Raw genomic sequence first — 21,693 nt, 5'->3', positions numbered from 1 at the left:
GCTAGCTCCTAGAACATTCCGGCGACGAGGAAGATGACGAACGCGATCGCGAAGCCCATGACACCGATAAGTGCCTGGCCTACGGTCCACGTGCGCAGGGTCGTCTGAGTGTCCATGCCGAAGAAGCGGCTGACCAACCAGAAGCCCGAGTCGTTCACGTGACCAGCAAACACTGAACCGGCGGCGAGCGCGAGCACGATGGCAGCGAGTTCGACCGGGTTGAGGGTGGCATCGGCCAGCACGACGGGCTGAATGAGCGCGGCCGCAGTCGTGAGGGCAACGGTTGCTGAACCCTGAGCGACGCGGATGATCGCAGCAATCACGAAGCCGGCAACGATGAGCGGCATGCCGATCGATTCGAGTGACGTTGCAATGCTGGCGCCGATTCCGCTGGCACGAAGAACTCCACCGAACATTCCACCGGCACCGGTGATGAGGATGATCGAGCTAACCGGGCCGAGCGCACTGTCGACGATTGTCTCGATGAGGGTGCGCTTCTTGTTGCGCTTCCACCCGAGCAACCACATGCCGAACACAACGGTGATGAGCAGAGCGATCGGGGTTTCACCGAGAAGACGAAGAACCTGAACAAGGGGGTTCTCAAGGTCAACAGCACCGGCGGTAGCGAGCGCGTTGAGTCCCGTGTTCATGAAGATGAGCACGAGGGGAAGGAGAAGCAGGAACAGGATCGTGCCGAGCTTGGGGTCGGACTTGAACTCTGCTGCTTTCTCGTCGTCTTGGCTTCCGAACAGGATGTTGGGAATAGCAATGTCGAAACGCTTGCCGGTCCAGGTACCGAACTTGTAGCCAACGACGTACCACGTGGGGAGCGCAACGATGAGTCCGAAGATCAGAACGAGCCCGACGTCAGCGCCGAGAAGGCCGGTTGCGGCAACGGGGCCGGGGTGCGGCGGAACGAAGATGTGCATGACCGAGAACGCGACAGCGGCGGGGAACGCATAGAAGAGGAGCGATCCGCCGAGGCGACGAGCAACCGTGAAGATGATCGGCAGCATGACGACGAGTCCGGCGTCGAAGAAGATGGGGAATCCCATCATGAGCGACGCAACAGCCAGGGCTAGAGGTGCACGCTTTTCTCCGAAGCGTCGAATGAGGGAATCGGCGAGCACTTGTGCTCCGCCGCTCATTTCGAGCATCCGGCCCAGCATTGCGCCTAAACCGACCAGCAGGGCAACGCTGGCTAGCGTGCCACCGAAGCCTGATGTCAGCGTCGGAATTATCTGGTTGGTAGGGATACCTGCGGCGATTGCTGTAACGAGGCTCACGATGATTAGCGAGAGGAACGCGTGAACGCGGCCAACGATAATCAGCAGCAGCAGGAGCGCAATGGCTCCCGCAGCGAGAAGGAGCAGGCCCCAGGTGGGCAACTCCCAGAGCAATTGGAGATCGGTCATCATTGTCCTTATTTCTCTAGTGCAGCTCAGCCGACGTAGCGGTCGGTGAGGTCTTTTTTGATTGACCGGACAATCTCGTCCGGAGTCTTGGTGAGATCGACGAGCACTCCGCGCTCGTCGTCTTGGAGCGGCTCAAGCGTGCTGAATTGAGAGTCAAGCAGGCTATTGGGCATGTACTCGTGATTGCGGTGCGACTGACGTTCGGCGATCACTTCGCGGTCTCCGCTGAGGTGAACAAAAACCGTCGATGGAGCGTAGGCGGTAAGCAGAGTGCGGTATGAGCGCTTGAGCGACGAACAGGCGACGATGATGGGGTTACCTTCGGCGAGTTCGGCGCCAATGCGGTCGGCGATGATCTCTAGCCAGGGGGCTCGGTCTTCGTCGTTGAGAGCGTGACCGGCAGCCATTTTTTCTTTGTTGGCTCGCGGGTGGAGGTCGTCACCGTCGATGAATTGCATGCCTAGCGCTTGGCCGAGGGCAGCGCCGACAGTCGACTTACCTGATCCTGAGACACCCATCACGATGAGGGGTGGAAATTGTGAAGCCACAGTGTTCCTAACATTCGACGCAACGTTACGTCTGATATCAATCTCACTAGTGTGCCTTAAAGCAGACTTAATCAAAAGTCGACGAAGACATTTTCTCCTCTGAGGGGACGGATGCCGCACAGAACAGCCCTTGACGGGCACTTTTTATCCGATGAACTCTGGCCTATCAACCGCCACGGTGGGACGATTGGGCTACGGGAGGATTTGCCATGAGCGAGAATCTGAATGATCCAGTAGAAGAACTGAGCCTCGAAACCTGTTGGGAACTGCTTCGCACCGCCAGCTTCGGCAGAATCGCAGTCAGCTTTCAGGGTGAGCCTGAGATTTATCCGGTCAACTTCATCGCCGTCGACAACCGGATTCTGCTGCGCACAGTGGAGGGCACCAAGCGGCTCAAGCTGACCATCAACGACAAAGTCGCTCTGGAGACTGACTCCGTTGGCCCCCACGTTGCGTGGAGTGTTGTCATCAAGGGAACAGCCCGGGCGATCGAGTCTCAGACAGAGATCGATGTCGCCAACGAATTGCCGCTGCACCCACTGATCCCCACCCTCAAATACGTGTGGGTCGAGATCAGGCCAACCGACATCTCTGGTCGGCGATTCCAGCTAGCGCCGGAACCCGAGCGATACTAGCCGCGCTGCTGGAGAAACAGCACCAACGGATACTAGAGGGCCCCTTGATGTGGGGTTCCCATCGGGATAGCCGTCATGCGCGTCACTGCCACAGGCGCGGTGAAGTGACTTCCCGCCTCAGCAATAAGAGTTGCCACTGCGGGGCTTGAGCCGTGAGCATCGAGAAGCTCCTCAGACTCCCACTTCTCGATCATCACGAGCGAACCATCGGTAGCCTCATGGATCGCGTAAAGCTCGCAGCCCGGCTCTTCGTGCACTTCACGAATCGCCAGCCTCAAGGCCTCGAGCACGATGTCTCGGCTCTCAGGACGAATGTGGAACACGGCGGTAACAATCACAGGCAGGCTCATACGGTTCACGCTACTCCCTCCCCGCAGTCACCCTCACCCGTGCGTTCGGCTCCGAGTTCACCGTGCCAGCAAGCTGGATGGATGCCGCGAACCGCGTCCGCGTCGTGCCCTAGGCTTGATCATTGGGCCAACCACTCGTGAAGATTGGGCCCGCCACTTTGTCCCAGAGTCAAGGAGTGAACGATATGAGCGCTGAACAGGCAACCGCAAACATTGGCGTAGTAGGGCTCGCCGTTATGGGCTCCAACCTCGCCCGCAACCTCGCAAGCCGTGAGGGCAACACCGTTGCGATCTACAACCGCTCCTACTCGAAGACCGAGACGCTGCTCGCCGAGCACCCCGAAGCTAACTTCGTTCCGGCATCCACGTACGAAGAATTTGCGGCATCGCTGTCGAAGCCACGCACCGCCATCATCATGGTGCAGGCTGGCAAGGGCACGGATGCCGTAGTCGACGCTCTGACCGAAGCTTTCGAGCCAGGCGACATCATTGTCGACGGCGGCAACGCACTCTTCACCGACACCATCCGCCGCGAGAAGGCAGTGCGCGAGACCGGCATCAACTTCGTCGGCGCTGGCATCTCTGGTGGTGAAGAGGGCGCGCTTCTCGGCCCATCGATCATGCCCGGTGGTTCCGCTGAAGCATGGGAGACCCTCGGCCCGATCCTCAAGTCGATCGCTGCAATTGCCGAAGGTGAGCCCTGCGTCACGCACGTCGGCACCGATGGTGCTGGCCACTTCGTCAAGATGATCCACAACGGCATCGAATACGCCGACATGCAGCTCATCGCTGAGGCCTACGACCTCATCCGTCAAGGCACCGGCGCAACCCCCGCCGAAATCGCCGACATCTTCGCCGAGTGGAACAAGGGCGAGCTCGAAAGCTACCTCATCGAGATCACCGCGGAAGTTTTGCGTCAGGTTGACGCCAAGACCGACAAGCCCCTCGTCGACATCATTCTCGACCAGGCTGGTTCCAAGGGAACTGGCGTGTGGACCGTGCAGACCGCCCTCAACCTCGGAGTACCCGTTTCGGGCATCGCCGAAGCCGTATTCGCTCGCGCCGTTTCCTCGAAGCCTGCTCAGCGCGCGGCATCCGTAGCGTTGCCCGGCCCCAGCTCGGTACCCGCCGTCGAAGACAAGGCCGCGTTCATCGAAGATGTTCGCCAGGCTCTCTACGCCTCGAAGATCATTGCGTACAGCCAGGGCTTCGACGCCATTGTTGCCGGCGCTGAAGAGTACAACTGGGACATCAAGAAGGGCGAGATCGCCAAGATCTGGCGCGGCGGTTGCATCATCCGTGCGAGCTTCTTGAACCGCATCACCGAGGCCTACGCCGAAAACCCCGGCCTCGTGGCCCTCGTCACGGCGCCGTACTTCACCGACGCGATGGCAGGAACGCAGGATTCCTGGCGCCGTGTTGTGGGTGGCGCTGCCGCCGCCGGCATCCCGACCCCCGCGTTCTCGTCGTCACTCGCATACTACGACAGCCTGCGCGCACCGCGCCTGCCTGCCGCATTGGTTCAGGGACAGCGCGACTTCTTCGGCGCTCACACGTACAAGCGCGTCGACATGGATGGCACATTCCACACCCTGTGGTCGGGTGACCGCAGCGAAGTCGAAGCGACCGACTCGCACTAACACTCCTGGCGGCGGGCCCTGTGCTCGCCGCCACATTTTTACCGTCAACAACCTCGCAGTACTCCGGCTGGGCAAACGAAGCAGCGTTCAGCCCGCGGTGACAGAATGGGGGCACGATGAGTGAATACGAAGACGAACCAGAGTTATCTGGCTACGTGCCCCACGGTGAGCGACCACTGCGATCACGGGTGTACATGAACGTCATCCGTGTCGTCGTCGTGCTCGGCCTGATCGGTCTCGTCGTTCCCGGAATAGTTTCGGCAGTCGGCACAGCCAACAACACCGCAACGCGAACCTGTGCCACCTACACCGAATACTTGGCACCGAACGCAGTCTCGTTCGACATCCGCTTTGACCTTTTCGGCGACGGTGAACCGGGCTGGAAATGCTACTCGATCGCATTCAACGGCCAGGAAACGTTGCTGCGTTCGCTCGGCCTCATCCCCGGACCCGCCGTACTTCCGACCAGCCCCGCAAACAACACCTAGCGTCCACAGCCGTTGCGGCCTAGCTCTCGGCGGTCAACTGATCCCGGACCTGCTTACGCAGGACCTTGCCGATGAGCGAGCGGGGCAGCTCATCTACAGCAACAATGCTCTTGGGCACCTTGTAAGCAGCTAAATTTGCGCGGACAAAGTCACGCACGGCTTTTTCATCAAGGGTCGCACCCGCCGTGAGTACGACGGCGGCGACAACATCCTCGCCACTGCGCTCGCTCGGTAACCCAACCACAGCGGCATCGGCGATCGACCGATGCTGCCGCAACGCTTCTTCAACCTCACTGGGTGCGACATTGAATCCACCCGTGATGATGAGTTCCTTGATGCGGTCGACGATAGTCACAAACCCATCTTCATCTACCGTGACAATGTCGCCGGTGCGGAACCAATCCTTGCCATCGTCGGCAGCCGCTACAAACACTTCCGCGGTTTCATCGGGCTTGCCCCAATATCCAGAGAAAACCTGTGGGCCGCGAACAACGAGCTCACCCTCCTCCCCCAGTTGTCGATCAACCGTGGGGTTCTCTGGATCAACAACACGGATCTCGGTGTTCGGCAACGGCAATCCGACCGTTCCAGCACGCCGAGTGGGGCCGACAGGGTTCGCAATGAGGATGGGGCTCGTCTCCGACAATCCATACCCTTCAACGAGGGTTCCCCCGGTGCGCTCTTCCCAGGGCTCGACGACCGAAGCCGATAGGGGCATCGCTCCAGAGATCGCTATCTCGATGCCTTTCAATGACACCCCAGCCTCATCGGCAGCCGCGGTGAGTCGCTCGTAGATGGGCGGGACAGCAGGCAGGAACGTCGCTGGACGCTTCTTGATGACAGCGAGCACAAGCTCGGGATCAAACTTGGGGAACAGAACGAGGCGCGCTCCCATGCTCATGGCAAACGTCAAGCACAGCGTGAGGCCGTAGGCGTGAAACATCGGGAGAACGGCATAGACAACGGCCGTGCCGCGGGGCACTGCCGGAACCCAGGCGCGGGCCTGTGCCGCGTTGACGGCAAGGTTCACGTGGGTGAGCATAGCGCCCTTCGGCGACCCCGTCGTGCCACTCGTGTACTGAATAAGGGCCAGATCATCGGCGTCTGGCTTCACGATGTGCGCATCGATGAGAGCTGATTTCAGCAGCTCTTCCCACACGATGGTGCCGCGCACTTTAGAGGTTAGTGCGGTACGAGATTCCCGCGCTTTAGCGACAGGAAGGCGCAGTAGAGCTCTGGTGAGCAATGGCATGGAGCGAGTGACATCCACAGAAATGATGGTCTCGACGGCGACGTCGGCAGGAAAATCTTGAATCGTCGCTACGACGTTGTTCCAGGCGATGACAACGCGGGCGGAATGGTCTTCAAACTGGTGCCGAAGCTCACGCGGCGTATACAGCGGATTGTGTTCGACGACGATTGCGCCCAACCGCAGCACCGCGTAGAAGGCGACGATGTGCTGGGGACAGTTAGGCAGCACGAGGGCGACCCTGTCGCCCTTTTGCACGCCAAGAAGTCGAAGGCCTTCTGCTGCGCGATCGATCTGCTCGCCAAGTTCGGCATAGGTGGTCTCGCGGCCGAAGAATTCGAGCGCAACACCCTTCGGGTATTCAGCAATGGATGCCGCTACAAGATCGTAGAGCGAACCTTCGGGCAGCGGAATATCGCGAGAAACCCCGTCAGCGTAGCTGGCGAGCCAAGGACGATCGGACAACACAGTCATGACTTAACTGTATGCCTCAATAGCGCACTCAATTACTCAGCGCGCGATGGTAACCCTGTGGGACCTTAGGCCGCGCCGTCGAACATTGAGGTGACCGATCCGTCGTCGAAGACTTCGTGGATTGCACGAGCCAGTAGCGGTGCGATCGGCAGAATCGTGAGGGTCGGGAAGCGCTTGTGTTCCGGGATCGGCAGCGTGTCGGTGACAACGACAGAGTCGATGAAGTCGCTCTGCAAGATTGTGGGTGCCGGGTCAGAGAAGATGGCGTGAGTGGCGGCCACAACGACTTTGAGCGCTCCGGCACGCTTGAGTGCTTCGGCTGCCTTCACGATGGTTCCGCCGGTGTCGATCATGTCGTCGACAAGGAGGCAGACACGACCGCTCACGTCACCCACGATGTCGTGAACGGTGACCTGATTCGGCACGAGGGGGTCACGACGCTTGTGGATGATTGCCAGTGGCGAATCTAGCTTCTGGCTCCAAATATCGGCAACGCGCACGCGGCCCATATCAGGGCTAACGACAGTGAGAGTCGAGGGGTCGAGCTGTTTGCGGAAGTGCTCAAGCAGCACCGGCATGGCGAAGAGGTGGTCGACGGGGCCGTCGAAGAAACCCTGAATCTGGGCGGCGTGCAGGTCGACGCTCATGATGCGGTCGGCGCCAGCGGCCTTGTAGAGGTCCGCGATAAGGCGGGCGCTAATCGGCTCGCGACCGCGACCCTTCTTGTCTTGACGGGCGTAGGGGTAGAAGGGCGAGACAACGGTGATGCGCTTCGCCGAGGCCCGTTTGAGGGCATCCACCATGATCAGTTGTTCCATGAGCCACTCGTTGATGGGCTCAGTGTGCGACTGGATGACGAAGGCGTCGCAGCCACGAACACTCTCGTCGTAGCGAGCGTAGATCTCACCATTCGCGAAGGTGCGTGCGTCAGTGGGTACGAGATCGCTACCGAGCTCTTCAGCAATGTCGAGCGCGAGTTGAGGATGTGCCCGCCCGGAGACAAGCACGAGTCGCTTTTGACCGGAGATCTTAATGCTGGCCACGTGGTGACTCGCTCTCTGCCGCGGTTACGGCGTTGGTCGGTCAGGCAAAGTATCGTCGCTTGCTGCTTTGGCTGCGTGAGCCGCTGCAGTTCCCGCCCGATTGGTTTCAACCCAGCCACTGATGTTGCGCTGTGGAGCAACATTGATACCGAGAGACCCTGCCGGTACATCTTTTCGGATGACCGACCCTGCCCCGGTATACGCTCCGTCAGCAATTCTAACCGGAGCGACGAAGACGTTGTGTGACCCACTTCTCACATGAGAGCCAACTACCGTTCGGCTCTTGTTCACGCCGTCGTAGTTTGCCGTGATAGTTCCGGCGCCAATGTTGGATTGTTCGCCAACCTCGGTGTCACCGATGTAGCTGAGGTGCGGCACCTTACTTCCCTCGCCGATAGTGGAGTTTTTGGTCTCCACGAAGGTTCCGATCTTGCCGCCAACGCCGAGTTTCGTGTTCGGGCGAAGGTAAGCAAACGGACCAACGGATGCATTCGCACCGATCACGCTGAGCGTCGCGTCGGTGCGTTTGACGACAGCATTCTCGCCAACTTCACAGTCAACAAGGGTGGTGTCTGGCCCGATGATGGCACCGGACAGCACGAGCGTTGCTCCCTTGAGCTGGGTGCCGGGCAGAATTTCGACGTCAGGGTTGAGAGTGACGTCGGCGTCGATCCAGGTTGTGGCCGGATCTTCGATGGTTACGCCTTCCCGCTGCCACTTCTGCACAATGAGTTCGTTCATACGACGGGCCGCTTCTGCCAGTTGTACGCGGTCGTTGACCCCGGCGACCATCCAGCCGGCGGCGACGGGCATTGCTGAAACGATTGCTCCGACACCCCGTAGCAGGCCGACGACATCGGTGATGTATTTCTCGGCCTGGGCGTTGTCTGTGGTGATGCGCACGAGCTGCTCACGCAGCGGGCCAACGCTGAAGACGTAGGTGCCGGAATTGATTTCGGTGATCGCGATCTCGTCGGCGTTAGCGTCTTTTTGCTCGACGATGCGGTCGAGGCCGCCATCGACCCCACGCACGACGCGGCCGTAGCCTGTGGCGTCTTCAAGGATTGCCGAGAGCACTGTTGCGGCGGCAGACTCGGCGCGGTGTTGCGCGAGCAGCGACGCCAAGGTAACGGAGTCGAGCAATGGAACATCGCCACTGACAACAACGACATCCCCGTCGAAGTCTGCTGGGAGCGAATCAACCGCAACTTCGACGGCACGACCGGTGCCGGGAACATCGTCTTGATCAACGATCAGGATGTCGGGCATCAACTCGGAGAGTGTGGCAACAACTTCGTCACGCTGGTGGCGCACAACAGCGATTACGTGGTCAGGGTTGAGCTCGCGTGCGGCGGCAACCACGTGGCCAATGAGTTCGCGACCAGCAAGGCGGTGCAGAACTTTAGGCTTGGCAGACTTCATGCGGGTGCCTTGGCCAGCGGCGAGAACAATGACGGCGAGTTTGTGTTCGGTCATAGACCTATTGTGCCCTGAATGAGCCGCACTCAAAACGTCCCCTCACGTGAGGGAAAAGGTAAGAACAAGCTCCGCCTCTAGGATTCGAACCTAGACTGGACAGCTCCAAAGGCTGCCGTGCTGCCATTACACCAAAGCGGACCGCACCCGAAGGCGCTAACCAATTCTGCCAGATCATTGGCGCTCTGTCGTCCAACTAGCCCGATTCGGAGCCTTCACACACGATTGTGGCCGTTTCGGGGGGCCGCAACAGGACACATCCGGGTGGTGAAACTGAGATAATAACCGGATGCCCCAACGCGACGAAGTCGACCGAATTGTCGAAGCGTGGTCGCGTGAGCGCCCCGACCTCGACTTTGCGCCTCTGCATGTTTTGAGCCGGGTTGGTCGTCTCGCGAAGCATCTGGAGCGAGCCCGCAGGGCGGCGTTCGCTGTTGCCGGTGTTGAGCCGTGGGAATTCGATGTGCTGTCGGCGTTGCGCAAGGCGGGAGCACCGTATCAGTTGAGCCCGACCGCGCTAGTGCAACAAACGATGGTGTCGAGTGGAACGATGACGAATCGCATCGACCGGATGGTGGCGCGAGGCCTCGTGGAGCGCCGCACTGACCCCAACGATGGTCGTGGCGTCATTGTGCTGATGACGGCGAGTGGTCGTGAGCGCGTTGATGAGGCCATCACTTCTCTCGTGCACGATGAAACTAAGTTGCTATCTCGTATGTCTCCACTCGAACAGGAACGATTGAGCTCGCTGCTCAGAAAGTTGAGCCTCGACGGTGAATAGCCCGCAAGAGCAGACTGCGTTCCGGCGAATCTCTCCCGGTCTCGGTCTTGCACTTGGTGCTTTTGGTCTTGCTCTGCTGATCAGTTTTTTGGTGCCAGCGATCCCGACGCTGACCGCGTGTGTTGTGTTGGGCATCCTGTTTAGCGCGCTGCCGTGGCGCACTGCGGTGCGTTCTGAGGTGAAGCCGGGCCTCGCAATTGCTGCCCGTCGTTTGTTGCGTATCGGTGTGGTGTTGTTGGGTTTCAAGCTGAGCCTCGTGAACATTGCCGAGTTGGGCTGGTTGGTTCTCGGCATGATTGTCGCAATCGTCATCATCACGTTTTTCTTCACGTGGGGATTGGGGCGGATGCTGGGCCTCCCCGGTCAGCAGCCGATGCTGATTGCTGCTGGCTTTTCCATCTGTGGCGCTTCGGCGATTGGCGCGATGGCGGGTATGACGCGCGCGAAAGACTCCGACACTGCGACTCCGATCGCGCTTGTCACCCTCTGCGGCACTCTCGCTATCGCACTCCTGCCTGCTCTTCGCCCCCTTCTCGGTCTCGATACTGCCGAGTTCGGGATGTGGGTTGGCGCGAGTGTTCACGATGTCGGTCAGGTTGTCGCGACGGCTCAGATTGCGGGGGCAACTGCACTTGCCGTTGCCGTAGTTGTGAAGCTCACGCGGGTTGCGATGCTCGCCCCGATGGTTGCTCTTGCGGGGGTTGTTGTTGCCCGCAGCGACCGCCGGGCGGCCATTGCGGGCAACGTCACTGCTGCTGACTCAGCGTCTATCGACTCTGCCGCGCAACTTGCTCGGGCGAAGCGGCCTGCGATTCTCCCCCTCTTTGTCGTCGGCTTTCTCGCTGCCGTGCTTGTGCGCACGTTCGTGCCGTTGCCTGATGGCTTTCTTGAGGTAGCTGCCTACGGTCAAGAACTCGTACTGGGCATGGCTCTCTTCGGGCTTGGCGCCTCGATCAGCCTCGGCAATCTCATTCGCACTGGCGGTCGCGCCCTCGGCGTCGCCCTTGTCTCGTGGGCGGTCATCGCGCTGCTGTCGCTTGGTGCGGTGGAGATTGCGCGCGCCGCTGGTGTGGCGGCGCTCGGCTAGAGCCAGCGTCGAACGGCTAGAGCCAGCGTCGAACAGCTAGAGCCAGCGCCGCACGGGAGCCACGAACCAGCGCGATTCTGGGTTCTTTCGCAGCACGAGTTTCTCAACGAACGTGGTGACAGAAATCCGTGAAGCACTGACCACGAACACTGCGGTGACTACCGACAGGGCGAGCATGATCGGATACTCCTCGATGAGTTGATCGGCAAGCCAGTAGGTCAGGAGCGTGAACGCACTCATGAGTGCGGCTGGCAACGTCAGCACACCGAGGATGAGAGCGATGCCGAGTCCAACTTCGAGAGCCGGGATGGCCCAGCCAAAGAAGTCGGGGGCCCCGCCGAGGAACGTGGTGGTGAATGCCTCGAAGAAGTCGGGCACGCGATTGTTGGAGACAGTGCTGTCCACAACGAGTCCGATGTCGGCCCCGCCAAATCCTGCCTTCAGCTTGAACAATCCTTCATTCAGCCACAGGATGCCGAGGCCAACCCTCGCCGCTCCCGTGATGACGGAAGCGACGAGGGAAAGCGCACGGTTCATCATGAGAGTGAAGCGGAACCGAAGATTGCCTTGACCTTGTCGCAGTAGATGACGACAGTGTCGTAACCGGCAACATCCACGCCATCAAGCGTGAAGGTCTGGCTGGCTTCGTCGAAGACAACCGAGTCGATCAGCATGCCCGCTGCAACGGCATCCTCATCGGAACCGTTGGTCAAGTACACGTGCAGGTCGGGGCCCTCATCGGAGGAGTAACCCGAGAGAACGATCTCGGAGTCGCTGACGGTGACCGTGCCAGCCACTGACTTGTCTCCAGCACCCTCAAAGGTGCCGGTGCGGGTTACCTCATCAGTCTGCGACTGCGAAGCCTCAGGGGCTGCAGGTTCACTGCTTGACGTGTCGGTTGCTGCACCGCTACAAGCGCTGAGCATGAGCGAGAGAGCCAAAATTGCGGATGCGGTGAGTGCTGTTTTTCTCATGGGAGAGTTCCTAAGTTCGATGGTGCGTGGAGGATGCCGGCGGGCGTGACACTCGCTGACGACTACGAACTTAGGCACCGGCATTCGCCTCTATGGCGAATATTTCACGAGCGTAAGAATTGAAACCGGTTACGCCATGACCGCCCGGATTAGGCTGGGGTCATGGAGAACAAGGCGAACGTGACCATCGTGGAAGACGATGCCACCGTGCTCTCCGTTGTCTCCGAATACCTGCGCGGGCGCGGATATTCCGTCACCGGCATTAGCGATGGAATCCAGGCGCGCGACGCACTGCGTGGTCCCCTTCCTGACGTGCTCATTCTCGACCGGATGCTGCCAGGCGTCGGCGGCGATGAACTCTGTCGCCAAGCGCGAGCGGCATCACCGCAACTGCCGATCATCATGCTGACCGCTCTCGATGCTGTTGAAGAACGCATCGATGGTCTGGAACACGGCGCAGATGACTACATCGCCAAACCCTTCTCACTTCGTGAGTTGCAGCTGCGAATCGATGCGATGGTGCGCCGAAGCCGAAGCTCGCACGTCACCTCCGAGATGTTCACCCTGGGCCAGTTTCGGGTAGGCCCCGCCCATCGCAAGATTCTGCTCGATGGCAAAGAGATGACGTTGACTACCCGCGAATACGAGCTGTTTCTCTTTTTGCTCCAGAACCCCGATCGGGTTCTCAGCCGCGACGACATTCTGCGTGAGGTGTGGGGTTGGAGTTTCGGCGAAGCCTCGACCGTCACCGTGCATGTGCGTCGCCTGCGCGAAAAAATTGAACCCGAACCGCGTTTTCCCCGCTACCTCCTCACCGAGTGGGGTCAGGGCTATCGCTTCACTGTGAAGGATGCGGCATGATCCTCAACGCCAACGAACTGCTCCAGATTCTTGCCACCGCTGCCGCCTGCACCGCCATGGTGATGGTGGCCGCGATGATCGTGCTTCGCCTCAATCGACGCCGCACGATCGCGTTCCAGTTCACCATTGTGGTGATTGCCGCGATTCTGTCGATCGCCGTCTCGACAGTTGTCATCACCGCCCAAATGCATTTCTCCACCCACGACCTGCAAGTTGTTCTCGGCGTGGTCGCAATTTCCGCGCTGATGAGTCTCGTCGCTGCGTTAGTCAGCGGCCGTGCTGTTCACCGAGCCTTTGCGGCGCTGCGAGATTCCGTGGCCCGAGTGGGTGCCGGGGATGTCGTAGCCGCCGATTCGGGCACGTGGAAGGAAGTCGCCGAGGTATCAACCCAACTCTCTGAAGCATCCGAACGTCTCGCTGCCGCCCGCGACGAGATTGCGAGGCTCGATGCCTCTCGCCGCCAGTTTTTCGCGTGGATCTCCCACGACCTCCGCACACCCCTCACCGGCATCAGCGCGCTCGCTGAAGCCCTCGATGCGGGAACCGTCGACGATCCGAGCGACTACCTGCGCCAGATTCGAGCCCAAGTTGGCACGATGAACCGCCTCGTCGATGATCTCTTCGAGCTCTCGCTCATCCAGAGCGGCACCCTCAAGCTGCGCCCCGAGAACATCGAGCTGCTCGATATTGTGTCGGATGCTGTCGCCGACGTGAGCCAACTGGCTGCGGCCCGTGGCATCCAGATCAGCCATGCCGGGGTCGAAGGTCGGATGCTCTGGGCCGACCCCCATGAGCTCACTCGCGTTGTCGTGAACCTGCTCACCAACAGCATTCGCTACTCACCCGCCGATTCGCAGATTCTGGTGAGCGCCGACCAGCGCGACGACACCAGCCTCGTGCTTTCGGTGCTCGATCAGGGCAGCGGCGTTGCCAGCGAAGACCTCAGCCACATGTTCGAGATCGGATGGCGCGCTACCGAAGCCCGCACCCCAGAACAGCACAGCGGTGGCTCCCCCGGTGCCGGGCTTGGGCTCGCAATCGTGCGCGGCATCGTCGAAGCTCACGGCGGCGGCGTGAACGCCGAAAATCATCCGGATGGGTTTCGGCTCAGCGTCGCTTTGCCGACAACCGCGGTGTAGTTGCTACGCGAGGAGTTCTTCGAGCTCCAGCCAGCGCATTTCAACCGTGTCGAGTGCCTCTTGGAGGGCCTGCTGTTCGCCAACGAGCGCGCCGAGTCCCGCAAAATCTGACTGGTCGTGGGCGGCCATCCGCTGGTGAAGTTCAGCGATCTGCCCCTGCAGCTTCGTGATCTTGCGGCTGGCAGCAGCGTGCTCTTTTTGCGAGTTGCGCAACTCGGCGCCGCCCAGCTTGGGCTTCGCTTTCGCAGCGGTGGCGTCCGGAGCGCCGGCGGCAGCACCCGCGGCGTTGCCCGAGGAATCCTTGAGCTGCTGGTGACGCAATTCGAGATACTGATCAACACCACGCGGAAGGTGACGGAAGCCGCCCTCCATGACCGCATACTGCTGGTCGGTTACACGCTCGATGAGGTACCGGTCGTGACTCACCACCAGCAGGGTTCCCGGGAACGTGTCGAGAAGGTCTTCGATCGCGGCAAGCATGTCAGTGTCGAGGTCGTTAGTTGGCTCATCCAGAATCAGAACGTTCGGCTCAGAGAGCAGAATAAGCAACAATTGTAGTCGACGCTTCTGGCCTCCCGAAAGATCCTTCACCGGCGTCGAGAGCTGGGTGCTGGTGAAACCAACGCGCTCGAGCATCTGCGTCGGCGTCATCTCTTTGCCACCAGTGACATAGGTGCTCTTGTGACGACCGATGACGGTGCTGACGCGCTCATTCCAGATGTCTTCGAGTTCAGCGAGCTGCTGGGTGAGGGTGGCGACCTTGATGGTCTTTCCGCGCTTCACGCGACCACTCGTCGGGTTCAGGCTGCCGGCAACGAGCGACAACAGGGTCGATTTTCCGGCACCGTTTACACCGAGGATTCCGGTGCGTTCGCCTGGCGCAATGCGCCACGTGATGTCATTCAGCACTGTCTTCTCGCCGGCAACGCCCGTTGTCGGATCAATGACGGGATACGTGACGGTGACCCCTTCGAGGTCTACAACGTCTTTGCCCAGTCGCTGCATCGCCATCGACGACAGTGAAACACTGTCCCGTGCTGGCGGCTCGTTCTCGATCAAATCGTTTGCCGCATCAATACGGAACTTGGGTTTCGTCGTGCGCGCTGGGGCACCGCGGCGCAACCACGCAAGCTCCTTGCGCATGAGGTTCTGGCGCTTTGATTCGGAAGCCGCCGCCATCCGGTCGCGTTCAACGCGCTGAAGAATGTAGGCAGCGTACCCGCCCTCGAAAGGTTCGATCAGTCGATCGTGGACCTCCCACGTTGCGGTACAAATCTCGTCGAGGAACCACCGGTCGTGAGTGACGACCAACAGCCCGCCGGCGTTCGTGCCCCAACGACGCTTGAGGTGGCCAGCAAGCCAAGAAATACCTTCAACGTCGAGGTGGTTAGTTGGCTCATCCAAGAAGATGACATCCCAGTCACCGATGAGGAGAGCAGCGAGAGCAATACGACGACGCTGACCACCAGAGAGGTCGCCGACTTTGGCCTCCCAGGGGATGTCAGCAGCAAGGCCCGCAATAACGTCGCGAACCTTGGGGTCGCCCGCCCACACGTGCTCATCAATATCGCCGATCACGGTCTCGTGCACCGTTTTGGTGCCATCGAGCTCATCGGCCTGATCGAGCATGCCGAGGGTCACGCCATTGCGGCGCGTAACCCGCCCCTCGTCGGGGTCGAGCTTGCCCGAGAGCATCCGCATGAGGGTGGTTTTGCCGTCACCGTTGCGGCCGACGATGCCGATACGGTCGCCCTCGTCGAGGCCGATCGTGACATTGTCGAAGATTACGCGGGTCGGAAATTCAAGATGAAGGGACTCAGCGCCAAGAAGGTGTGCCATTCGGGCAAGCCTAGCCGGGTTAGTCGGTGATGATTCGCGCTCCGTGCACGGGACCTGTTGCCCGCACGACTGTCATTTGGGCTGCGCTTAACGCAATTTGTAGTTCTAACGCCGAATCAAGGTCAGCAGTGAGGAAGGCGACGGTGGGGCCAGAACCCGAAATGACGCCGGCAAGGGCACCATTCTTTTCGCCAAGTTCGATGACCGAAGCCAGCGATGGCTCCATCTTGAGTGCGGGAGCTTGAAGGTCATTGTGCAGGCACTCTGCCAACATATGTGGGTCGCCGGCACGCAACGCCTGCAACACATCCGCCTCAACAATGGGTGCCACCTGGGCGGGAAAGATGTCCTGAGAATGACGCTGGCGGTGGCGGTCGAGCTCTTCGTAGACCTCCGGAGTTGAGAGCCCGAAGTCGGCGAGCGCCAACACCCACTGAAACTGACCCTTGGCGAGAGCCGGGCTGAGTTGGTCGCCACGACCCGTTCCTATGGCTGTTCCCCCGGTAAGAGAGAACGGCACGTCGGCGCCAAGTTCCGCAGCCAGGGAGATCATTTCTTCGCGAGAGAGTGCCGTGCCCCACAGGGCGTCACAGGCAAGGAGCGTTGCTGCGGCATCCGCAGAACCACCGCCCATGCCTCCCGTAACCGGGACATGCTTATCGATTTCCAAACGCACGCCGCCACGGTAGCCAGTGCGGCGAGCGAGTAGTCGAGCGGCTTTGATCGCGATGTTCGAGCCATCGGTGGGCACTCGAGAAAGATTGACTGTTCCTGAAACAGAAACCGAGAAGTCGTCGGCGTGGAAAGCGCGAACATCTTCATAGAGAGACACCGCCTGATAGGCGATTGCAACGTCGTGGTAACCATCGTCAAGGAGCGAGCCCACTTTGAGGAAGACATTGATCTTGCCTGGGGCACGGGTGTGAACCATTGAGGAGGCTGCCGGGACGGTAGTCATGAACCAAACTTACCTTGTGTCACGGACCGTTCTGTGCGCTCAATCGCAGCCAGCTCGCTCTAGCCGGGAGAGTTGAGAATCAATTTACGGTGCGGAAACTACTCGGAAATACTCAACCCACGCGCAGTGGCATAACGCGTCGTCACTGACTCGGCCCATTCCGTGCTCACTTCACTCGCGTTGGCGCCAAACCAGTCAATGATCTGCGAGCGCTGCCATTTGCTTGCGCCAGCCATATCGAGAAAGGCGAACCATTCGTCTGGGTGCCTCCCGGTGCCGTCGAGCACATCGCGATCACTGGGAATGTTGTTCGTTGGTTCCGACATAACAACAACCTACCCCCGGGAGCTCACGCCCCACAGCACCCGGGGCAAGATTGTTAGCTTCCGAACGCTTCGGCGATTAACTCTCCCGCTAGTTCCTCAGGGTCGCAGTCGACACCGTGGCGCTGAAACCATGAACACACGTTTCGGCAATCGCGCTCAACCAACTCAATACCGCTCGGATTACTGACGATGTCCACAATCTGTGGCACATCAATGACCACAACCCGACCGTGATGCACGAGCAAGTTATACGGCGAGAGGTCACCATGCGCATACCCGGCCCGCGCAAAAATACGCATGAGTTCAACAACTTGATGCCACAGGTCAGCAAGCTCCGCAGCATCCGCCCGCACCGTGGCTAGGCGAGGTGCCGCTTCTCGACCATCGCCAATGAATTCCATCAGCAACTCAGTGTTATCAACCTGCACCGGATACGGCACCGGCGCACCACGCGAATGGAGTTCGCTCAGCGCACTGAATTCGGCAGACGCCCACAAACCTGCTGACAGCGCACGGCCATAAGCAGACTTTTTCTGCAACGCGCGACTGTCACGCGAGCGCCGAGTGCGGCGCCCTTCGGTGTACTGCGACGAACGATGGAAGTCGCTCGTCTCCGTGCCGCGGTAGCGCTTTGCCGCCAACAACACAGATTCAGCATCGGGAACAGCGCGCTCGATGAGAAACACGTCGGCCTCTTTGCCCGACTTGAGCACGCCAAGCTCCGTATCCATTGCGCCGGCGGACGTCACGAGCCAGGAAGGCCACGGGCGTGGCCCTCGAAGCGACGGAATGATCGATGGCCAGGTTGACCAACGCTGATCTTCGCCAGGAGTCGCCGACGAGAACGATAAAGCAGATTGCGAAAAAGTGTCGTCACTGAGTGACATAGGTGGTTCTCCAGAACGGAGGTCACCGCAGACCTATTAGGCAGTGACCTCAATGAGTGGGGGGTCGAAAGAAGACTCGACAGAAACAGTCATTACCTTCCCCTCCCTTCGGGCCAGTGGCCCCACTTCTGAATAACTCGCACCCTGGATTCGCGTGCAGTGCGATGACAGGATTTTAGCTAGGCCGCCCGCGCAATAGCAAGGAAATCGTGCACCGTAAGCTCCTCGCCTCGAGCCGTCGGTGCGACACCCGCCGCAATGAGACGCTCTGAGGCGGCCGTTGAGCTGCCCAGCAGACTCGAGAGCGACTGACGCAACATTTTGCGACGCTGCTGGAAGGCGGCATCCACTAGGGCGAACGTTGCTTTGCGCTCGTCAATCGTGCCGGGTTGTTCGCGACGCTCAAAGCGCACAAGCACCGAGTCGACGTTGGGCACGGGCCAGAAAACTTGACGACTCACGAGGCCTGCGGTGGAGAACTCTCCGTACCAAGCGGCCTTGATGCTCGGCGAACCGTAGACCTTGCTGCCGGGGCCGGCCGCGACACGATTGCCGACCTCCGCCTGCACCATCACGAGCCCGCGATCGAGCGAATCGAAGTGCTCTAAGAAATGCAGCAGCACGGGAACCGACACGTTGTAGGGCAGGTTCGCCACGAAAACACGGGGGTCGTCGGGCAACTCGGTGACGCGCAACGCGTCTTCGGTGATGACCGTGAGGCGCGCATCCGGCTGCATCTGACTCACCGTGAGCGGCAACTGGGCGGCAAGCCGTTTGTCGATTTCGACGGCGACAACGGATGCCCCGGTCTCGAGCAACCCGAGCGTGAGTGATCCCAACCCTGGGCCAACCTCGACCACCGTTTCACCCGAGACGACGTGCGCTGCCTTCACGATGCGGCGCACCGTGTTGGGATCGATAACAAAGTTTTGGCCCAACTTCTTGGTGGGCTGAATGCCGAGCAGATCGGCGAGATCGCGGATTTCGGCTGGGCCGAGCAGTGTGCTCATCGAGTGCCTGCATTCTCTGGAAGTTCGGTATCCCACGAGCCATAAACGGCCTCGGTGGTGGCGGCGAGCTGCGCCGAAAGTTCGAGTTCGTCGATCTCCAAGTGAGCCGCCATTGCACGCACCGTGTGCGGCATCAGGTACGGAGCATTCGGTCGACCTCGCAGCGGATGGGGCGTGAGGTACGGAGCATCCGTTTCGACCAAAATGTGGTCGCGATCGATCACTGATAGAGCTTCGCGCAGGTTTGCCGCGTTCTTGAACGTGACCGTGCCAGCGAACGACAAATACCAGCCGTGATCGGCAGCAATGCGCGCCATCGCTGCATCACCCGAGAAGCAGTGGAAGACGGTGCGCTCCGGCGCCCCAACCCGCAGCAGGGTCTCAATGACGTCGTCGTGGGCGTCGCGATCGTGAATCTGCAGCGCAAGGCCGTGCCGCTTGGCAATCGCAATGTGCTCTTCAAAGGAGCGGAACTGCGCGGGGCGACCCTCGTCATCCGTGCGGAAAAAGTCGAGCCCTGTCTCACCGATGGCGCGCACTCGCGGAAGCGCGGCAAGTTCGTCGATGACGGCGAGCGCGGCATCCAGCTCCCCCGCCGCAGCGAGCTCGGGAGCATCGTTCGGGTGGATTGCTACCGCAGCGAGCACACGCGGGTTGGTCGCAGCAAGTTCCGCCGACCAGCGGCTCGTGGCGACATCCGTGCCGACCTGCACAACGCCGCGAACGCCGACCGAAGCGGCGCGGGCGAGGTGTTCGGTGAAGTCGAGCGCCCCGTCTGGCCCGCCGTCCGCGATCTCGAGGTGAGTGTGATTGTCATAGACAACGCCCTCAAGAGGTTCGGGCAGCGGCGGATACTGCAGCTTCTCAGCGGCCTTTTCGTCGGCGCTGCGGTGACGCTGCCTGATGAACGGTTCGGTCACGCCGTGCCGCTCTCGGCATCCACTTCGATGCGGGGGAACAGCGACGATTCGAGCGCGGTCACGCGACCGCTGTTCGACCAGTTCTGGGCAGTATCGATGCGCTGCTCGCGCAGTTCGCCGACACCACTGATCGCTTGCCACAGCTTCTCGGTTGCCTTGGGCAGCACCGGCGAAAGCAAGATAGCGAGAGTGCCCAAACCGTTCACGGTTGTGGCGAGCACAGTGCCGAGGCGTTCACGGTTGGCGGGGTCTTTCGACAGCGCCCAGGGCTCTTGCTCAGTGATGTACCCGTTGAGTTCATCCACGAGCTCCCACACCGCGGAGAGTGCTTCGTTGATCGCAAACGTATCGATGAAGGCGTTCGACTGCTCGGTCGCGCGCTTCTGAGTGGCAATAATGGCTTCCTCGGATGCCGTGAGCTCACCGAGCGTCGGGATCTCGCCATCGAAGTATTTATTCACCATCGCAATGACGCGCGAGGCAAGGTTGCCGAAGCCGTTTGCCAGCTCTGCTTGGTAGCGCGCGCTCAGGTCTTCCCAGCTGAAGGAGCCGTCTTGACCGAAAGTGATAGCGCTCATGAAGTAGTAGCGGAACGCATCGGAGCCGAAGGTGTCAGTGATCTGGCTCGGAGCAATACCGGTGAGCTTCGACTTGGACATCTTCTCGCCACCGACGAGCAACCAGCCGTGACCGAAGACGGCGCGGGGCACGGGCAGGCCAGCAGCCATGAGCATGGCGGGCCAGATGACCGCGTGGAAGCGGGCGATATCTTTACCGACGAGCTGAACGGCGGGCCAGCGCTTGGCGAACTGTTCGTCGTCGACGCCGTACCCGATGGCGCTGACGTAGTTCAGCAGGGCGTCGAACCAGACGTACACCACGTGGGTTTCATCCCACGGAACCTTGACACCCCAGTCGAAGCTGGAACGCGAGATAGAGAGGTCGTCGAGCCCCTGCTTGACGAACTGAACGATTTCGTTGCGCACACTCGCAGGCTGAACGAAGTCGGGCTGGCTTTCGTAGAGGTCGAGCAGCTTCTGACCGAAGTCGCTCATGCGGAAGAAGTAGTTCTTTTCCTTGAGAATCTCGACAGGGCGCGAGTGAATCGCACAGACGAGTTGGCCCTTGTATTCGCCGTCGGGGGCGGTGACGAGGTCATCGAGCTGCTTGTACTCTTCACAACCGACGCAGTAGTAGCCCTCGTATTCGCCGGCGTAGATGTGGCCGTCGTCGTAGAGGCGCTGCAAGAACGTGGCAACGGCTTTCTCGTGACGTTCATCGGTCGTGCGGATGAAGTCGTCGTTGGCGATGTCGATGGTCTCGAGCAGTGGCTGCCAGGAGTCGGCAACGAGGCGGTCGGCCCACTCTTGCGGGGTCGTGTTGTTGGCGACGGCGGTGCGCAGAATCTTCTGGCCGTGCTCATCGGTTCCCGTCAGCAGCCAGGCATCTTCTCCGCGCTGACGGTGCCAGCGCGCGAGAACATCGGCGGCCACCTCCGTGTACGCGTGCCCGATGTGGGGAACGTCGTTCACATAGAAAATGGGCGTCGCAATATAGAAGGAGTCGCCAGCAGACATGCGTTCATTCTATTCG

General features: G+C 60.3%; 22 protein-coding genes and 1 tRNA gene. 7 read left to right on the top strand and 16 right to left on the bottom strand.

The window, feature by feature from the left end; genetic code table 11:
- Positions 1 to 8: 8 nt before the first annotated feature.
- Both AC1ENN_RS03615 and AC1ENN_RS03610 read right to left on the bottom strand, forming a co-directional pair.
- Positions 9 to 1,418, bottom strand: coding sequence for a GntP family permease (locus AC1ENN_RS03615; protein WP_480391831.1), 1,410 nt, complete (start codon positions 1,416 to 1,418; stop codon positions 9 to 11).
- A gap of 23 nt (positions 1,419 to 1,441) precedes the next feature.
- Positions 1,442 to 1,963 (bottom strand): gluconokinase, encoded by a 522-nt coding sequence (locus tag AC1ENN_RS03610; RefSeq protein WP_449648740.1) that lies wholly within the window; start codon positions 1,961 to 1,963, stop codon positions 1,442 to 1,444.
- Positions 1,964 to 2,172: 209 nt separating this feature from the next.
- Between AC1ENN_RS03610 and AC1ENN_RS03605 the strand changes: the two genes are divergently transcribed.
- On the top strand, positions 2,173 to 2,598 hold the full coding sequence (locus tag AC1ENN_RS03605; RefSeq protein WP_480406698.1) for a pyridoxamine 5'-phosphate oxidase family protein: 426 nt from the start codon (positions 2,173 to 2,175) through the stop codon (positions 2,596 to 2,598).
- A gap of 32 nt (positions 2,599 to 2,630) precedes the next feature.
- Here the strand turns inward: AC1ENN_RS03605 and AC1ENN_RS03600 are convergent, their stop codons facing one another.
- The gene (locus tag AC1ENN_RS03600) at positions 2,631 to 2,948 is read right to left on the bottom strand and encodes a putative quinol monooxygenase (RefSeq protein WP_449648742.1); all 318 of its coding nucleotides are present in this window, start codon (positions 2,946 to 2,948) and stop codon (positions 2,631 to 2,633) included.
- A gap of 185 nt (positions 2,949 to 3,133) precedes the next feature.
- Between AC1ENN_RS03600 and gndA the strand changes: the two genes are divergently transcribed.
- Both gndA and AC1ENN_RS03590 read left to right on the top strand, forming a co-directional pair.
- A complete protein-coding gene (gene gndA, locus AC1ENN_RS03595) occupies positions 3,134 to 4,588 on the top strand; it encodes an NADP-dependent phosphogluconate dehydrogenase (RefSeq protein ID WP_449648743.1) in 1,455 nt (484 codons plus the stop codon).
- 116 nt (positions 4,589 to 4,704) lie between these two features.
- Positions 4,705 to 5,076 (top strand): hypothetical protein, encoded by a 372-nt coding sequence (locus AC1ENN_RS03590; protein WP_449648744.1) that lies wholly within the window; start codon positions 4,705 to 4,707, stop codon positions 5,074 to 5,076.
- A gap of 19 nt (positions 5,077 to 5,095) precedes the next feature.
- On the opposite strand, the gene AC1ENN_RS03585 is transcribed toward AC1ENN_RS03590, so the two are convergent.
- The 4 genes from AC1ENN_RS03585 to AC1ENN_RS03570 form a co-directional block, all read right to left on the bottom strand.
- Entirely contained in the window at positions 5,096 to 6,799 is a 1,704-nt protein-coding gene (locus AC1ENN_RS03585; protein WP_449648745.1) for a long-chain-fatty-acid--CoA ligase, read from the bottom strand.
- Between the two features lie 65 nt (positions 6,800 to 6,864).
- On the bottom strand, positions 6,865 to 7,842 hold the full coding sequence (locus AC1ENN_RS03580) for a ribose-phosphate diphosphokinase (protein WP_449648746.1): 978 nt from the start codon (positions 7,840 to 7,842) through the stop codon (positions 6,865 to 6,867).
- Positions 7,843 to 7,866: 24 nt separating this feature from the next.
- The gene (glmU, locus tag AC1ENN_RS03575; protein WP_480391829.1) at positions 7,867 to 9,318 is read right to left on the bottom strand and encodes a bifunctional UDP-N-acetylglucosamine diphosphorylase/glucosamine-1-phosphate N-acetyltransferase GlmU; all 1,452 of its coding nucleotides are present in this window, start codon (positions 9,316 to 9,318) and stop codon (positions 7,867 to 7,869) included.
- Between the two features lie 69 nt (positions 9,319 to 9,387).
- A tRNA-Gln gene (locus tag AC1ENN_RS03570) sits at positions 9,388 to 9,459 on the bottom strand.
- A 148-nt stretch (positions 9,460 to 9,607) separates the two neighbouring features.
- Here AC1ENN_RS03570 and AC1ENN_RS03565 point away from each other — a divergent pair.
- Positions 9,608 to 10,099, top strand: coding sequence for a MarR family winged helix-turn-helix transcriptional regulator (locus tag AC1ENN_RS03565; protein WP_449648748.1), 492 nt, complete (start codon positions 9,608 to 9,610; stop codon positions 10,097 to 10,099).
- A complete protein-coding gene (locus tag AC1ENN_RS03560; protein ID WP_480406697.1) occupies positions 10,092 to 11,186 on the top strand; it encodes a YeiH family protein in 1,095 nt (364 codons plus the stop codon). Before AC1ENN_RS03565 ends, AC1ENN_RS03560 begins: the two co-directional genes overlap by 8 nt.
- Positions 11,187 to 11,222: 36 nt before the next feature.
- Here the strand turns inward: AC1ENN_RS03560 and AC1ENN_RS03555 are convergent, their stop codons facing one another.
- Together AC1ENN_RS03555 and AC1ENN_RS03550 are read right to left on the bottom strand one after the other, a co-directional pair.
- Positions 11,223 to 11,723 carry a DoxX family protein gene (locus AC1ENN_RS03555; RefSeq protein ID WP_480406696.1) on the bottom strand — a complete coding sequence of 167 codons (501 nt, stop codon included), beginning with the start codon at positions 11,721 to 11,723 and terminating at the stop codon, positions 11,223 to 11,225.
- Positions 11,723 to 12,160: a DM13 domain-containing protein gene (locus AC1ENN_RS03550; protein ID WP_449648751.1), complete on the bottom strand. Its 438-nt coding sequence runs from the start codon at positions 12,158 to 12,160 to the stop codon at positions 11,723 to 11,725. The genes AC1ENN_RS03555 and AC1ENN_RS03550 overlap by 1 nt, the downstream gene beginning before the upstream one ends.
- Before the next feature lie 162 nt (positions 12,161 to 12,322).
- On the opposite strand from AC1ENN_RS03550, the gene AC1ENN_RS03545 reads away from it, so the two are divergent.
- A complete protein-coding gene (locus AC1ENN_RS03545; protein WP_480406695.1) occupies positions 12,323 to 13,021 on the top strand; it encodes a response regulator transcription factor in 699 nt (232 codons plus the stop codon).
- The gene (locus AC1ENN_RS03540; RefSeq protein ID WP_449648753.1) at positions 13,018 to 14,160 is read left to right on the top strand and encodes a sensor histidine kinase; all 1,143 of its coding nucleotides are present in this window, start codon (positions 13,018 to 13,020) and stop codon (positions 14,158 to 14,160) included. Before AC1ENN_RS03545 ends, AC1ENN_RS03540 begins: the two co-directional genes overlap by 4 nt.
- Before the next feature lie 3 nt (positions 14,161 to 14,163).
- Here the strand turns inward: AC1ENN_RS03540 and AC1ENN_RS03535 are convergent, their stop codons facing one another.
- The 7 genes from AC1ENN_RS03535 to metG all read right to left on the bottom strand — a co-directional run bounded on the left by AC1ENN_RS03535 (position 14,164) and on the right by metG (position 21,677).
- On the bottom strand, positions 14,164 to 15,999 hold the full coding sequence (locus tag AC1ENN_RS03535) for an ABC-F family ATP-binding cassette domain-containing protein (protein WP_449648754.1): 1,836 nt from the start codon (positions 15,997 to 15,999) through the stop codon (positions 14,164 to 14,166).
- Positions 16,000 to 16,018: 19 nt separating this feature from the next.
- Entirely contained in the window at positions 16,019 to 16,957 is a 939-nt protein-coding gene (locus tag AC1ENN_RS03530) for a 4-(cytidine 5'-diphospho)-2-C-methyl-D-erythritol kinase (RefSeq protein WP_449648755.1), read from the bottom strand.
- 98 nt (positions 16,958 to 17,055) lie between these two features.
- On the bottom strand, positions 17,056 to 17,283 hold the full coding sequence (locus AC1ENN_RS03525; protein WP_480406694.1) for a 4-diphosphocytidyl-2C-methyl-D-erythritol kinase: 228 nt from the start codon (positions 17,281 to 17,283) through the stop codon (positions 17,056 to 17,058).
- Between the two features lie 53 nt (positions 17,284 to 17,336).
- Complete coding sequence (locus tag AC1ENN_RS03520) at positions 17,337 to 18,170, bottom strand: serine protein kinase RIO (protein WP_449648757.1); 834 nt, start codon at positions 18,168 to 18,170, stop codon at positions 17,337 to 17,339.
- Between the two features lie 179 nt (positions 18,171 to 18,349).
- Positions 18,350 to 19,180 (bottom strand): 16S rRNA (adenine(1518)-N(6)/adenine(1519)-N(6))-dimethyltransferase RsmA, encoded by an 831-nt coding sequence (gene rsmA, locus AC1ENN_RS03515; RefSeq protein WP_449648758.1) that lies wholly within the window; start codon positions 19,178 to 19,180, stop codon positions 18,350 to 18,352.
- A complete protein-coding gene (locus AC1ENN_RS03510) occupies positions 19,177 to 20,100 on the bottom strand; it encodes a TatD family hydrolase (protein ID WP_480406693.1) in 924 nt (307 codons plus the stop codon). The genes rsmA and AC1ENN_RS03510 overlap by 4 nt, the downstream gene beginning before the upstream one ends.
- Positions 20,097 to 21,677, bottom strand: a complete 1,581-nt coding sequence (metG, locus tag AC1ENN_RS03505) for a methionine--tRNA ligase (protein WP_480406692.1) — start codon at positions 21,675 to 21,677, stop codon at positions 20,097 to 20,099. The genes AC1ENN_RS03510 and metG overlap by 4 nt, the downstream gene beginning before the upstream one ends.
- Positions 21,678 to 21,693: the final 16 nt, after the last annotated feature.

It is taken from the genome of Rhodoglobus sp. G.S.23 (genome assembly GCF_056675935.1).
The sequence above is the reverse complement of the archived record's forward strand: the minus strand, read 5'-3'. Positions and strand labels throughout refer to the sequence as shown.

Excerpts from the sequence above, each read along its gene's own strand:
- AC1ENN_RS03615 (WP_480391831.1), bottom strand. The coding sequence starts at position 1,418 with ATGATGACCGATCTCCAATTGCTCTGGGAGTTGCCCACCTGGGGCCTG.
- AC1ENN_RS03605 (WP_480406698.1), top strand. The coding sequence starts at position 2,173 with ATGAGCGAGAATCTGAATGATCCAGTAGAAGAACTGAGCCTCGAAACC.
- AC1ENN_RS03600 (WP_449648742.1), bottom strand. The coding sequence starts at position 2,948 with ATGAGCCTGCCTGTGATTGTTACCGCCGTGTTCCACATTCGTCCTGAG.
- gndA (WP_449648743.1), top strand. The coding sequence starts at position 3,134 with ATGAGCGCTGAACAGGCAACCGCAAACATTGGCGTAGTAGGGCTCGCC.
- AC1ENN_RS03590 (WP_449648744.1), top strand. The coding sequence starts at position 4,705 with ATGAGTGAATACGAAGACGAACCAGAGTTATCTGGCTACGTGCCCCAC.
- AC1ENN_RS03585 (WP_449648745.1), bottom strand. The coding sequence starts at position 6,799 with ATGACTGTGTTGTCCGATCGTCCTTGGCTCGCCAGCTACGCTGACGGG.
- glmU (WP_480391829.1), bottom strand. The coding sequence starts at position 9,318 with ATGACCGAACACAAACTCGCCGTCATTGTTCTCGCCGCTGGCCAAGGC.
- AC1ENN_RS03565 (WP_449648748.1), top strand. The coding sequence starts at position 9,608 with ATGCCCCAACGCGACGAAGTCGACCGAATTGTCGAAGCGTGGTCGCGT.
- AC1ENN_RS03555 (WP_480406696.1), bottom strand. The coding sequence starts at position 11,723 with ATGAACCGTGCGCTTTCCCTCGTCGCTTCCGTCATCACGGGAGCGGCG.
- AC1ENN_RS03550 (WP_449648751.1), bottom strand. The coding sequence starts at position 12,160 with ATGAGAAAAACAGCACTCACCGCATCCGCAATTTTGGCTCTCTCGCTC.
- AC1ENN_RS03545 (WP_480406695.1), top strand. The coding sequence starts at position 12,323 with ATGGAGAACAAGGCGAACGTGACCATCGTGGAAGACGATGCCACCGTG.
- AC1ENN_RS03540 (WP_449648753.1), top strand. The coding sequence starts at position 13,018 with ATGATCCTCAACGCCAACGAACTGCTCCAGATTCTTGCCACCGCTGCC.
- AC1ENN_RS03535 (WP_449648754.1), bottom strand. The coding sequence starts at position 15,999 with ATGGCACACCTTCTTGGCGCTGAGTCCCTTCATCTTGAATTTCCGACC.
- AC1ENN_RS03530 (WP_449648755.1), bottom strand. The coding sequence starts at position 16,957 with ATGACTACCGTCCCGGCAGCCTCCTCAATGGTTCACACCCGTGCCCCA.
- AC1ENN_RS03525 (WP_480406694.1), bottom strand. The coding sequence starts at position 17,283 with ATGTCGGAACCAACGAACAACATTCCCAGTGATCGCGATGTGCTCGAC.
- AC1ENN_RS03520 (WP_449648757.1), bottom strand. The coding sequence starts at position 18,170 with ATGTCACTCAGTGACGACACTTTTTCGCAATCTGCTTTATCGTTCTCG.
- rsmA (WP_449648758.1), bottom strand. The coding sequence starts at position 19,180 with ATGAGCACACTGCTCGGCCCAGCCGAAATCCGCGATCTCGCCGATCTG.
- metG (WP_480406692.1), bottom strand. The coding sequence starts at position 21,677 with ATGTCTGCTGGCGACTCCTTCTATATTGCGACGCCCATTTTCTATGTG.